At 35.4% G+C, this 12,870-nt stretch carries 8 protein-coding genes and 3 pseudogenes; all 11 read left to right on the forward strand.

Translation table 11 applies throughout. The features are described from left to right. Window positions 1-407: 407 nt before the first annotated feature. The 11 genes and pseudogenes from DN389_RS28495 to DN389_RS20080 all read left to right on the forward strand — a co-directional run bounded on the left by DN389_RS28495 (window position 408) and on the right by DN389_RS20080 (window position 12,661). A pseudogene (locus DN389_RS28495) lies at window positions 408-1,538 on the forward strand (RNA-guided endonuclease InsQ/TnpB family protein). A gap of 141 nt (window positions 1,539-1,679) precedes the next feature. Beyond that, window positions 1,680-2,366: pseudogene (gene phnE, locus DN389_RS20035) on the forward strand (phosphonate ABC transporter, permease protein PhnE); the annotation flags it as partial. Window positions 2,367-2,440: 74 nt separating this feature from the next. Continuing rightward, window positions 2,441-2,923, forward strand: a complete 483-nt coding sequence (locus DN389_RS20040; protein ID WP_060487430.1) for a hypothetical protein — start codon at window positions 2,441-2,443, stop codon at window positions 2,921-2,923. Between the two features lie 223 nt (window positions 2,924-3,146). Beyond that, entirely contained in the window at window positions 3,147-5,147 is a 2,001-nt protein-coding gene (gene tkt, locus DN389_RS20045) for a transketolase (protein WP_000019750.1), read from the forward strand. Window positions 5,148-5,303: 156 nt separating this feature from the next. Continuing rightward, window positions 5,304-5,744 (forward strand): sporulation inhibitor of replication protein SirA, encoded by a 441-nt coding sequence (sirA, locus tag DN389_RS20050; RefSeq protein ID WP_000860645.1) that lies wholly within the window; start codon window positions 5,304-5,306, stop codon window positions 5,742-5,744. Between the two features lie 78 nt (window positions 5,745-5,822). After that, window positions 5,823-6,044, forward strand: a complete 222-nt coding sequence (locus DN389_RS20055; protein WP_001123315.1) for a YneF family protein — start codon at window positions 5,823-5,825, stop codon at window positions 6,042-6,044. Window positions 6,045-6,167: 123 nt separating this feature from the next. Continuing rightward, window positions 6,168-7,919, forward strand: a complete 1,752-nt coding sequence (locus tag DN389_RS20060) for an ABC transporter ATP-binding protein (protein ID WP_149237509.1) — start codon at window positions 6,168-6,170, stop codon at window positions 7,917-7,919. Then, window positions 7,919-9,682 (forward strand): ABC transporter ATP-binding protein, encoded by a 1,764-nt coding sequence (locus tag DN389_RS20065; protein ID WP_046957700.1) that lies wholly within the window; start codon window positions 7,919-7,921, stop codon window positions 9,680-9,682. Before DN389_RS20060 ends, DN389_RS20065 begins: the two co-directional genes overlap by 1 nt. Window positions 9,683-9,814: 132 nt before the next feature. After that, a pseudogene (locus tag DN389_RS20070) lies at window positions 9,815-10,859 on the forward strand (GH25 family lysozyme). Between the two features lie 209 nt (window positions 10,860-11,068). Next, the gene (locus DN389_RS20075; RefSeq protein WP_088122904.1) at window positions 11,069-12,088 is read left to right on the forward strand and encodes a nuclease-related domain-containing protein; all 1,020 of its coding nucleotides are present in this window, start codon (window positions 11,069-11,071) and stop codon (window positions 12,086-12,088) included. A 6-nt stretch (window positions 12,089-12,094) separates the two neighbouring features. Further along, window positions 12,095-12,661, forward strand: a complete 567-nt coding sequence (locus tag DN389_RS20080; protein ID WP_080345009.1) for a hypothetical protein — start codon at window positions 12,095-12,097, stop codon at window positions 12,659-12,661. Window positions 12,662-12,870 lie beyond the last annotated feature (209 nt).

The raw sequence follows: 12,870 nt of genomic DNA on the forward strand, positions 1-12,870 counted from the left end.
TCGAATCATCTAAGTCAAAATGGATAAGATGAACGTTCAACGACTATCTCGTATAACTGACGAGAGTACATCACAAGCCTATGGTGATGGAAAAATCCTCTATCTCTAAAGAGATAAACATATAGTCTGCGCTCATGTGAAAACATGAGAAGTTCATAAGAGAACTGGCTAAGGAATTGCGCCCCTAGTTGAACGAGATAAATTTAATTAAATCTATCAAGTCTCATTGAATCTACCGAATCTATGCATTATGGTAAATTCAATGAGGTGAGAATAATAATGAAATTTTCACGAGTTAGTCAAGTATCGGAATTAACAGGTTTGTATCCTAGTAGTCTTAGGAGAATGCTGGTGGAACACGCTACGATTCAGAAGAACAAATCTTCCATTAAAGGAGTTACATTCTGATGATATTGGCGAAGAAAGTCAGACTGATTCCAACGCCTGAACAAGAAAAAATGCTTAGAAACCATGCTGGTGCTGCAAGATTCGCTTATAACTATTGTAAAAGAATGAGTGATAGATACTATAAGCTATTTGGAAAACCTGTTTCACAGTTAGCTTTACAGAAACGATTTACAAAGATCAAGAAGCGAAAGAGATATGAGTGGTTAAATGACATTAATGCACAAGTTCCCAAACAGGCTTCAAAAGATTTTGACAAGGCGAGGAAAAATTCGTTTGAAAAGTACCAAAATGGTTATCACACTTCTTATAAATCCAAAAAAGATTTAATCCAAGGATTTTATGCCAATTATGAAAGACTGATTATAAGAGAGAAAGTAGTTCATATTCAGTCCATTGGAGAAGCGAAAACAAGCCAATAACTACCAAGAAACAAAAAAACATCAAATCCAAGAGTTACCTTTGATGGTCGTCACTGGTGGATTAGTGTAGGGTTCAAAGAATCCTTTGAAGCACAAGAATTAACCGATGAGTCGATTGGTGTGGATGTTGGTTTAAAAGAGCTGTTTGTGGCTTCTAATGGTACGAAAGAACGAAATATAAACAAAGATGCCAAGGTTAAAAAACTTTTGAAAAGGAAAAAGTCAGCACAAAGAGATATGTCTAGAAGATTTAAAAAAGGTGTAAAAATTCAATCTGCCGGATATGAAAAAGCTAAAACTGAGCACCTGCGGTTATCTAGGAAAATTATGAATATCCGAAATAACCATATCCATCAAGCAACAGCTAAATTAGTGAAAACCAAACCAATGAGGATTGTTGTGGAAGACTTATCTATCTCAAACCTGTTAAAAAACAAAAAACTATCGAAAGCATTTTCATTTCAAAAATTAAACTTCTTCTTTCAATGTTTATCATACAAGTGCGAGAAGTATGGCATTGCGTATGTAAAAGCTGATAAATGGTTCGCCTCAAGCCAGATTTGCTCATGTTGCGGAGTTAAATACGACCATTCAGTTCAACCAGAAGGACAGTGGAGTTTAAAAATACGTGAGTGGCGTTGTGTTCCATGCAATAGCCATCACGATAGGGATGTAAATGCTGCGATAAATTTATCAAGATGGGTAAAATAAAAGCTTGATAATAGGAGGTAACGATACTGCCTCGTGTGGAGTGTTATACCCCTCGTCCCTTCGGGGTTGCGAGAACACGATGAAGCACTAACTTGTGTAAATTTGATTGAATTGTATAGATTTAGTTAAGTTTATCGTATCGGAATAAAGGATACGGCAGGAGAAATTACAAAAGCAATTATGACAGGTGTATTGAATCCAGATTGGTCGTATGTATCTTTGTCAGATGGTGAAGATTTATTACATGGCTTAATTGATACGTTGGCAATTGCGATATTAGGTACATTTATTTCTGCCTTTTTATCTGTTCCATTCGCTTTTTGGGCGGCAACGAATATGAGCAGTAGAAAATTAACGGCAGGAACTGGGAAATTTGTACTTAGTTTTGTTCGTACATTTCCTGAATTAGTTATGGCTCTTTTATTTATAAAAGCTGTTGGACCAGGCTCCTTTGCCGGAGTTCTAGCTTTAGGATTACACTCTATCGGAATGTTAGGGAAATTATATTCAGAAGGAATTGAAAATATAGATAAAGGACCGACGGAAGCGTTAATAGCTACAGGTGCGAATCGCTTTCAAATACTTTGGTATGCAGTATTGCCACAAGTATTACCGGATTTTCTATCGTATACGTTATACAGGTTCGAAATTAATGTACGATCCGCTGCTATTTTAGGTGTTATTGGAGCAGGTGGGATTGGTACGCCTCTAATTTTTGCACTGAGTTCACGCAATTGGTCTCGTGTGGGGATTATTTTATTGGGTATTATTTTAATGGTAATTATCATTGATTTTATTTCAAGTTCGATACGGAAGAAAATTGTATAATTTATTTTAAGCACCTATAAAAGGTGCTTTTTTATATAATAAGAATAATAAATGTGAGCAATAGGGGGAATAATTTGGCTTTACAGCACGAGTTTGTATTTGTTTCGAATGAAGAAAAAAGGTTGGATTTTATAGGTATAGATTGGATTGAACTTTGTTTTCTATATAAAGAAGAGGCAACGATAGATGAGTGTGTTGTATTAAGTGATGAGCTAATCGTATATCTATTAGATTTTACCCATTGGATTCCGACCTATTATCCAGCGAAAAGAGCAGAAGGATTTGGAATTCACTATTATGGTATTACGAAAATAGAACAGCAAGGGGCAGTGATAGCAGAACAGTTATTTTGTTCGCTAGTTAACATGTTTTCTCTAGCGCCAGAAACAATCGAACTGACAGGGCAGTTTCAATGGGAAAATGATAATAATACTGATGGAGAATATGAAAGATACGTATTTGATCGAGATAAATTATGCCAAGATTTAAATTCTTTTATTCGTTTGCTTTGCAGAGTGAAAAATGGGGAAGGATATATTTTGCATTATGGAATTTGAAAATGATGAATAAATATACAGATAATTCCCTTTCTTTTTAAAATAAAAATAATGAAAAAGTATGTCATATTGAATACCCATACATTCCCGAAATCATTGATTTTTTTATGAAAAACCAAAAAAATATCAACATATTTGTCGATACATGTTGTATAATCTTGCGTGGGAAGCTATCATATAAATGTATAAAACGTTTACTAATATAAGCGAAGGGAAGAATAGCATGTCACATTCAATCGAACAACTTTCTATCAACACGATTCGCACATTATCCATCGATGCGATTGAAAAAGCAAACTCTGGTCACCCAGGAATGCCAATGGGTGCAGCACCAATGGCTTATACATTATGGACTCAATTTATGAAACACAATCCAAATAACCCAACGTGGTTTAACCGTGATCGTTTCGTATTATCTGCAGGTCATGGTTCAATGTTACTATACAGCCTACTTCACCTATCTGGTTATGATCTAACAATGGATGACTTAAAGAACTTCCGTCAATGGGGAAGCAAAACTCCAGGACATCCTGAGTACGGTCATACAGCAGGTGTAGACGCAACTACTGGTCCACTTGGACAAGGTATTGCAACTGCTGTAGGTATGGCAATGGCTGAAAGACATTTAGCGGCTAAATATAACCGTGATGCGTATAATGTAGTAGATCATCATACATACGCTATTTGTGGTGATGGAGATTTAATGGAAGGCGTTTCTGCTGAAGCATCTTCATTAGCTGCTCATTTACAATTAGGTCGTCTTGTTGTGCTTTATGATTCAAACGATATTTCATTAGATGGCGATTTAAATCGTTCATTCTCTGAAAGTGTAGAAGATCGTTACAAAGCATACGGATGGCAAGTAATCCGTGTTGAGGATGGAAACGATATTGAAGCTATCGCGAAAGCAATCGAAGAAGCGAAAGCTGACGAAAAACGCCCAACGCTAATTGAAGTAAGAACGACAATTGGTTTCGGTTCTCCAAACAAATCAGGAAAATCAGCTTCACATGGTTCTCCACTTGGTGTAGACGAAACAAAATTAACGAAAGAAGCATATGCTTGGACTGCTGAGCAAGACTTCCATGTAGCAGAAGAAGTATATGACAACTTCCGTAAAACTGTACAAGATGTTGGTGAAACTGCGCAAGCAGCCTGGAACACTATGCTAGGTGAATATGCACAAGCATACCCAGAATTAGCAAACGAATTACAAGCGGCAATGAATGGTCTTCTTCCAGAAGGTTGGGAGCAAAACTTACCAACTTATGAATTAGGATCAAAAGCAGCAACTCGTAATTCTTCAGGTGCTGTAATTAATGCAATTGCAGAGTCTGTACCATCATTCTTCGGTGGATCTGCTGACCTTGCTGGTTCTAACAAAACATACATGAATAACGAAAAAGACTTTACAAGAGATGATTACAGCGGAAAAAACATTTGGTACGGTGTACGTGAGTTCGCAATGGGTGCAGCAATGAACGGTATTGCACTACATGGCGGTTTAAAAACTTACGGTGGTACGTTCTTCGTATTCTCTGACTACTTACGTCCAGCAATTCGTCTTGCAGCATTAATGCAATTGCCAGTAACGTATGTATTCACACACGACAGTATCGCTGTTGGTGAAGATGGTCCAACACATGAACCAATCGAGCAATTAGCAGCGCTACGTGCAATGCCAAATGTATCTGTTATTCGTCCAGCTGATGGTAACGAATCTGTTGCAGCTTGGAGACTAGCTCTAGAATCTACAAACAAACCAACTGCTTTAGTATTAACTCGTCAAGACCTTCCAACATTAGAAGGTGCAAAAGAAGATACGTATGAAAAAGTAGCAAAAGGTGCATATGTAGTTTCTGCAAGCAAGAAAGAAACAGCTGATGTAATCTTACTTGCATCTGGATCTGAAGTAAGTCTAGCTGTTGAAGCGCAAAAAGCGTTAGCAGTAGACGGCGTTGACGCAGCTGTTGTCAGCATGCCATCTATGGATCGCTTTGAAGCTCAAACAGCTGAGTACAAAGAATCTGTATTACCAAAAGCAGTAACAAAACGTTTCGCAATCGAAATGGGTGCTACATTCGGATGGCACCGTTACGTAGGTCTTGACGGAGATGTGTTAGGTATCGATACATTCGGTGCTTCTGCTCCTGGTGAGAAGATTATGGAAGAGTATGGATTTACTGTAGAGAACGTTGTTCGTAAAGTAAAAGAAATGCTTTAATGATTTTAGAAAAATCTCTCCGGCATGGAGAGATTTTTCTATGTAAATGAGTTTTTTCGACAGAAAAAGTTTTTTATCTCTCCGCAGTCAGACAATCATTGCAAAATTTCTTCTATATAATGAAGGGAAAAGGTTGTCCAGATTGGGAGGCGAAAGATGAAAACGTATGAATTGTATTTAATTCAAGAGGATATTGCGAAAGCTTACTTTGGTCGTGAATATTTGTTTTTTGATTTATTTGCTAGATTTTCAGAATCTGGGTCCCTTTCGGAGAAAAAAGTGTTATATAAACAAATGATGTATATAACGATGCCATTACAAGTAATGAAAATTCACCATAAATTAGAACAAGCTTTGCGTGTTCTTGGTAAATATGATCGAACACATCATACACATACACTTTATACAGGAGCGGAATACGGCGAAATAATGGTGAAACCGCACTATATTCGCATGAACACCTCTGGAAACGTTTCTATGGAAACGACTTTCTTTGAGGTGTTAAGAAAGTGTGAATTAACATTTTTAGCTATGGATTATGAAAATACAAAGTACGGATGGCTGAATCCTCTAAAACAAGTACGAACATATGTGTAAAAAATGTCGAATTGTATCTTGTCTTATTGAAAAGGTTTTAGTACACTGTAAGGTAGACAACATGAAGGAGGAAAATATATGCCAATTTGGTTAGGTATTCTAGTGGGCGTAGTAGCACTAGTAGCAGGCGTGGCGTTAGGATTTTTCATTGCCCGCAAATACATGATGAACTACTTAGAAAAAAATCCACCAATTAATGAACAAATGTTAAAAATGATGATGATGCAAATGGGACAAAAACCTTCCCAAAAGAAAATCAATCAAATGATGAGCGCGATGAATAAGCAACAAACGAAATAAGCGCTAAAAGACACTCGCTAAGAGTGTCTTTTCTTTTTGTTAGTTATGCAGTTTAAAACTTTTAAAAATTCAGTATTTTTGGTAAACTGAAAACATCGCTCATTTTAAGGGAGGAGGATAAAAATGAAGGTATTTATTAATTTAGCGTGGTTTTTTAAACAAGAAAAACGAGCGTACATAATCGGAATTATTATGTTATTTGGTGTCGCGCTTCTTGAACTTGTAGCTCCGAAAGTACTAGGTATTGTAGTAGATGAAATTAATAATGGAACATTAACATCTGAAAAATTGTTGAAGTGGGTTATTCTGTTAGTAGTTGTAGGGATTACTATGTACATATTACGTTATTTATGGCGTATTATGATTTTTGGATCTTCGTTAAAACTAGCCCGTCAATTACGAAAGAATTTATATGAACATTTTACAAGGATGAGCCCATCTTTCTATCAATCACGTCGTACGGGTGATTTGATGGCGCATGCGACTAATGATATTCAGGCGATTCAACAAACTGCTGGATCGGGTGTTTTAACACTTGTTGACTCATTAGCGGTTGGGGGATGTGTACTCGTAGCGATGGGTTTTACAATTAGTTGGAAGTTAACATTGTTAAGCTTAATTCCAATGCCGATTGTAGCGATTTCGACAAATTATTATGGAACGTTATTACATAAAAGATTTCATAAAGCGCAGCAATCGTTTTCAGAAATCAATGATAAAGTGCAAGAGAGTATGAGTGGAATGAAGGTAATTCGATCACTTGGACAAGAGAAAGAAGATTTACAAGCATTTCGAAAAAAATCAGAAGATGTTGTACATAAAAATATGTTAGTCGCACGTATTGATTCGTTGTTTGATCCAACAATCTCTCTTATCGTTGGATTTTCTTTTTTAATTGCAGTGTGTTACGGGTCATTATTAGTTGTGAGAGGTGAATTAACTGTAGGTGATCTCGTTACATTTACAACGTATTTAGGTACCCTCGTTTGGCCAATGTTAGCCTTTGGATGGTTGTTTAATATTATGGAGCGTGGGCGTGCTTCGTATGACCGTGTAGAAAAAATTCTCTCACAAAAATCAGATGTAGTAAATAGAGAAGATGCTGTACATAAAGTAGCAAGCGGTGATGTTACATTTGCGGTCGATTCATTTTCATATAAGAAAAATGAACGGTTACAGCTAATAGAGGTTCACTTTGATTTGAAGAAGGGTGAGACACTAGGCGTTGTCGGACGTACAGGAGCAGGGAAAACGACTTTATTAAAATGTTTAATCCGTGAGTATGATCATTTTAGTGGTGAATTAAAAGTTGGGGAGCGGGATATTCGCGATGTAACACTTTACGGTGTCCGTTCTGCCATTTCATACGTGCCGCAAGATCATTTTTTATTTTCAGCGAGTATTGGGGAGAATATTGCCTTCGGAAAGGCGGATGCTACATATAATGAAATAACCCGCGCTGCAGAGATTGCTTGTATTCATGATGATATCCTTCAATTTTCAGAAGGGTATGAAACAGTAGTAGGAGAAAGAGGCGTTTCGTTATCTGGAGGCCAAAAACAGAGAATCTCTATTGCACGTGCTTTATTAACGAATGCGGAAATTTTAATTTTAGATGATTGTTTATCAGCGGTAGATGCAAAAACAGAAGAAACGATTTTAAATGCATTAAAGAGGGAAAGAGCAGGAAAAACAACGATTATTACTGCTCATCGTTTAAGTGCAATTCAACATGCCAATCTTATACTTGTTGTGGATGAAGGCAGAATTGTACAACGAGGTACACATGAACAATTAATGGAAGAAAACGGTTGGTATAAAGAAATGTACGAGAGCCAGCAGTTAGAAGCATTAGTCGAGAAAGGAGGCGTATGATGACCGGGAAGAAGCGGAGTGATTTAAGTAGATTACTTTCTTATATGAAGCCATATAAAAGGTTGCTATCTTTAGCATTTATCTTTTTAGTTGGTGCAACTGTAACTGAAATGATGGGTCCTTTTTTAATTAAACAATTTCTTGATGAACATTTAGTACCACGTAACTTTGATCAATCAGCACTTGTTACTCTATTTGTAGTGTATCTTATTGCTCACTTATTAAAAGTATTATTTACTTATTTAGACTTATTGTATTTTCAAAATATCGCTTTTAAAATTGTTCAAGATATGCGTGTTGAAGTATATGATCATGTTCAAAAGTTGTCATTAAGTTTCTTTGATCGTACGCCGATTGGTACGCTTGTATCGCGCATAACGAATGATACGGAAGCAATTAAAGATTTTTATGTCAGTGTATTATCCACATTTGTCAAAAATGTAGTCTTTTTAATAGGTATTTTAGTAGCAATGTTTTTATTAAATGTAAAACTAGCTCTATTTTCTCTCGTATTAATTCCGATAATGTTTGCAATTATGGTGCTATATCGCCGGAAGAGTGCAGCCTTTTATTTAGAAGTACGTAATCAATTAAGCGTGTTAAATGCGAAGTTAAATGAGTCCATTCAAGGAATGAATATTGTTCAAGTGTTCAGACAAGAAAAGCGTATGAGAAAAGAGTTTGAAGAAGTGAATAATAAACATTATAGTGCAGGGCGGCGGACGTTAAAATTAGACGCGTTACTTTTACGTCCAGCAACTGATTTAGTTCATATTGTGGCTATTGCGTTAGTACTTGGTTTATTTGGAATTGATGCTTTGAAGAGTCCTGTTGAAGTAGGTGTCTTATATGCGTTTGTTAACTATATACATCGTTTCTTCCAGCCTGTAAATGAGATGATGATGAAATTATCATTTTTCCAACAGGCACTTGTTTCATCATCACGTGTATTTCATTTAATGGATGAGAAAGATTTAGCGCCAGTTCAAAAAGGAGATGGAAATCCTCAAGTCGTTAATGGAGAAATTGAATTTAAAAATGTTACTTTTTCGTATGATGGAAAACGTGATGTTTTAAAAAATGTATCTTTTCACGTGAAACAAGGGCAAACAGTGGCTTTCGTTGGGCACACTGGTAGCGGAAAAAGTACTATTATGAATTTGTTAATGCGATTTTATAATATTAAGTCTGGAAATATTGTAATAGATGGTGTAGATTTAGAGAAATTTGAAGAAAGAGAAATTAGAAAGAAAATAGGACTCGTATTGCAAGATGCATTTTTATTTGCGGGAAATGTAAAACAAAATATTCGTATGTACAATGAAGAAATTACGGATGAAGAAGTAAAAGAAGCGGCACAATTTGTGCAAGCGAATACGTTTATTGAAAAATTACCAGAACAGTATGAAACGGAAGTAGTAGAAAGAGGAGCTGCATTTTCTAGTGGTCAACGACAATTAATTGCTTTTGCTAGAACGATAGCAACGAATCCGAAAGTATTAGTATTAGATGAAGCAACAGCTAATATTGATACAGAAACAGAAGATGCGATCCAAACAGCATTACAGCAAATGCGAAAAGGGAGAACGACTATAGCAATTGCACACAGATTATCTACAATTCAAGATGCAGATCAAATTTTTGTTATGCATGATGGAGAAATAGTAGAAAGAGGAACACATCAAGAATTACTGAGTGAGCAAGGGTTGTATTATAATATGTATTTACTACAAAATAAAGGGAATTTACAAAAGGCCTTGTAATTACAAGGCCTTTTTACTTTGTTTATAAAATATGTTTGCTCTCAATGTCGATAGTATAAACGTCGAGACTCTTTATTAAAGTTGTACATATTGTATGTATACGAAATGAAAAAAATTGATATGAGCTTTTATATGCAAGATAGATCTAGTTCAAATATTACGTTTATCGATGTGTCTCATTGGGAAGGGAACATTGATTGGAATGCAGTGAAGGGATCGGGTATTTCAGCGGCGTATGCAAAAGCGACAGAAGGTGTGAATAATCTTGATCCTACTTTGGTTCAAAATGTACAAGCAGCGCGAAATGCGAATGTATTAATCGGTGCATACCATTTTGCACATCCAGAACTAAATGATGCAATTTCAGAAGCGAAACATTTTGTGAACATATTACAAAGCAATCAGACAGACTTAATACCAGTTTTAGATTTAGAATCACCGATAGATCCGAGTAATAGTAATTTAACTGGTACTGCTATATTTAATTGGGCAAGAAGTTTCATAAATTATGTGAAACAGGCTACTGGAAAAGATGTCATGTTATATACAGGAGTTTGGTATATTAATGAGTTTGGAATTAACGGATTAAGTGATATTCCACTTTGGATTTCTAAATACTCTAGTACGCCGCCTGCTGATGCTGGTGGATGGACAGAGTGGACAGCAATACACAGATTCTGGTCAAATTTCAGGTGTAGTAGGAAACTGTGACGTATCAGCAGCGGTTTCATTAGAAGCTTTGCAAGGAAATGAAACAAATGGTGATGGAAATGTTTCTCCACCTAGTACTGCTACTGCAGTCTACGGCGTTGCTGTAATTAAAGGCGATAATGTAAATTTACGGAGTGGACCATCTTTACAATCTAGTGTAATTCGCCAGCTAAATAGAGGAGAATCGTATGAAGTTTTGAGTGAACAAAATGGTTGGCTTGCTTTAGGTGGAAACGAATGGATATACTATGATCCAAGTTACATTCAGTATAAACATTATGTGGCGACTATTACTGGTGATAATGTCAATCTGCGGGATGCTCCATCATTAAATGGAAATGTTATAAGACAGTTACATCGCGGTGAGGCTTATAGAGTATGGTGTAAGCAAGATGGTTGGCTTGGTTTAGGTGGAAATGGCTGGATATACTATGATTCAAGTTATATTCAGTATGGTGTACAATAAAATGCACGTAAAAGGTATCTCGCCTGAGATTCCTTTTATGCTGCTATTTGCGGGCAACATGAAACAATCAGTGGAGAATGAGAAAAATCGCTTATTAAAGTCTCTCTTCATTAAAAATATGTAATTTTTACAAAGTGTATATTGAAAGCATAGTATAATATAATGGATGTTTATAAAAATAAATGAAAATGGAATAAAGGAGTAAGGATATGGATTATGTGCTAATAGGTGTGATTTTATTATTATTAGCTGTAGTATTCGTGCTGTTCTATAAAAATAAACAGCTAGAATCAGAGAGTCAGCAAGTAGAATTTGAAAAGAAACAAGCAATTGAAACGTATGAAACTGAAATTGCAGCTACGGTTACAGAGCATAAAGAACAACAAAATACATTAAAAAATATGGAACAGAAGAAATACAATGATTTACAAATAAGTGCAGCTAGAGAACTTGAAAATATGCGTATGATGAAAAATCAATTAGCTATGCAACATAGTAAAGAACGAAGTGAAATACAAGAGAAACATAGTAACGAAATACACATGTTTCAAAAGTTAATTGCAAATTTGCGAGAGTATACGAAAAATGGAGCTGAAGTGAATACACACGAAACATTACATTATATGAAGCGTGGATTCGTAGAACAAGGCATAATACTAGACAATGAATTTCATATTATGCCGAATGTTTTTATTAAAAGTCAGCACGGAGGAAATGATTTTCGCATTCATCATCTTGTCTTAAGTAAAACGGGTATGTATGTACTTGAGACGAAAGAATGGACAGGGAAATTAATTCATGGCTTAACGAAAGAAAATGCTAGTATATATTCATTTATGATTGATGAAATTGGCAAGTATCAACAAGAAGTAGAGAAAGAAGAGACGTTTGAATGTATTACAGGTGAAGATTCATTAACGATACAAGTGAAAAATGAAGGGAATCCAGTATATAGAGCGAAGAAACTATCCCATATTCTATACAATTGTTTGAAAGAAATACAAGTTGATATTGTAAAGGAAAACGTAAAACCGATTGTATATTTTTATAATGAGAGTGGGAAAGAAGTGCTAGATCTGTCTGAAGAAAAAACGCCGAGATTAAAAGATAGAGAGCAAATTGTAATGTTCTTTAGAAATGAGATCTTAACAGGGAAAGTAATATATACAGATCAAGAGTTAGAAAAACTTCGAGAAACCATTAATCGAATAAATTATATAATGAATTAAAAAGAGGTGGGCTTTCTGAGTACTATATTAAGGGGTATTTTGTATGTTTATATTTGTTTGTATATACTAATGTATCTTGCTTTTATGTTTATTATTGGTATGGCTCATACGTCATTAAGTGTAACGAGCGTTTTTGTAATAGTCGTGCCATTTGTTTTATTAGTTATGATTCAAAAGTGGATCTTATATGTTGCTAAAAATCGTAATGAAGAAAAGAAGCAAATGTCGGGAGTGTTAATAGTAGCACTTATTCCGTTAATAGTATGTACTGCACAATTAAGTATGAATACATACACTTCAAAGTTTAATCAAGATCGATGGTTACATGCTGAAGATAAACGGGTACATATGGTAGATGATCTAATACAAAAATATAAATTAACAGGAAAATCAAATGAAGAAATTACACAATTATTAGGAACGCCTACTGAAACGAGAAATGGAGAAAACGGGGTTATCACTTCGTACTATCTTGGAACTGAACGTGGCTTTATCCCTATAGATAGTGAACATCTTGTTTTACAATTTGATAAAGATAGTAGAGTTTTGAAATATAAGGTGCAGAGAGATTAAATAAAAAAGAAGCTATATGTTATAGCTTCTTTTTTATTTTTCAATACGTTACGGAAGGGAGAGAAGGGTTTTGAAGGGAATAAGGAATGAAAGTGGAGGTGATGCATATATATAGATGCATTGGGTTATTTTTATCGTGCATAAACGAGCAGCCCGATTATAATCAGTGCGGAATGGACCAAATCGCAACTGATTAAAGTTTCACTGTA

Source organism: Bacillus sp. AY3-1 (assembly GCF_008368785.1).
GTDB classification, from domain to species: Bacteria; Bacillota; Bacilli; order Bacillales; family Bacillaceae_G; genus Bacillus_A; species Bacillus_A wiedmannii.

Excerpts from the sequence above, each read along its gene's own strand:
- DN389_RS20055 (WP_001123315.1), top strand. The coding sequence starts at position 5,823 with ATGCCAATTTGGTTAGGTATTCTAGTGGGCGTAGTAGCACTAGTAGCA.
- DN389_RS20065 (WP_046957700.1), top strand. The coding sequence starts at position 7,919 with ATGACCGGGAAGAAGCGGAGTGATTTAAGTAGATTACTTTCTTATATG.
- sirA (WP_000860645.1), top strand. The coding sequence starts at position 5,304 with ATGAAAACGTATGAATTGTATTTAATTCAAGAGGATATTGCGAAAGCT.
- DN389_RS20075 (WP_088122904.1), top strand. The coding sequence starts at position 11,069 with ATGGATTATGTGCTAATAGGTGTGATTTTATTATTATTAGCTGTAGTA.
- DN389_RS20060 (WP_149237509.1), top strand. The coding sequence starts at position 6,168 with ATGAAGGTATTTATTAATTTAGCGTGGTTTTTTAAACAAGAAAAACGA.
- tkt (WP_000019750.1), top strand. The coding sequence starts at position 3,147 with ATGTCACATTCAATCGAACAACTTTCTATCAACACGATTCGCACATTA.